Raw genomic sequence first — 630 nt, 5'->3', positions numbered from 1 at the left:
CCATCTTTCACGGTTGTCATCAGGGGTCACGACCCACTCAGCCTTCATCTTACAACTGATTTAGGATTGCTATAGTTCCGAAAGGGCCAGTTATCATTGACTTTTTATCAGAAGCTAAGAAGATTTCTATCTCAACATAGAGCCAACTATCAGGAAGTTGCGGAAGGTTAAAGACATCAGATTCTGTGAGGGATAAGACATTTTTAAGTTGTTGAGGTTTTGAAGGCTTCTTCCCTACCTTTGCGATCGCTTCCCATTCTTTAACAGCCGTCTCCCATTCTGCCAACTGTTGCTGATAGCGGTTTTCTCGCTCTGCCCTAATTTGAGTCAACAACGCTTCCCCAGTTTTGAGGGTTGATGGGTCGCGCTGCTTTCTCCATGCCTCGGTCAGCTTCCCATCAAACGCCCACTTCAACACCGCCTGACGATAAACCTTTAGCTGCTTCTGAGCGGTTTTTAGACTTTCAACTCCTTGGTCTAATTCAGAGAATAACTCCTCTACTTTTTCAACAATTCGCTCTTGCTCAGTAAAGGAAGGAATTGCAATATTTAGTCTAAGTAGGAGGGTGAAGTTAAATATAAGATAGGAAGACCCTCTAATTAACCCCTCCTTATGCCTGCTCCCCTCCG

General features: G+C 44.4%; 1 protein-coding gene. It reads right to left on the bottom strand.

Going from position 1 to position 630, the window contains the following annotated elements; genetic code table 11:
* Positions 1-49 precede the first annotated feature (49 nt).
* Positions 50-630, bottom strand: a 581-nt coding sequence (locus tag C7B65_RS28620; RefSeq protein WP_219898770.1) for a restriction endonuclease subunit S domain-containing protein, incomplete at its 5' end; no start/stop codon positions are given.

This window comes from Phormidesmis priestleyi ULC007, assembly GCF_003003695.1.
GTDB lineage: Bacteria > Cyanobacteriota > Cyanobacteriia > Leptolyngbyales > Leptolyngbyaceae > Phormidesmis_A > Phormidesmis_A priestleyi_A.
This window is presented reverse-complemented; position numbering and strand designations above follow the sequence as displayed.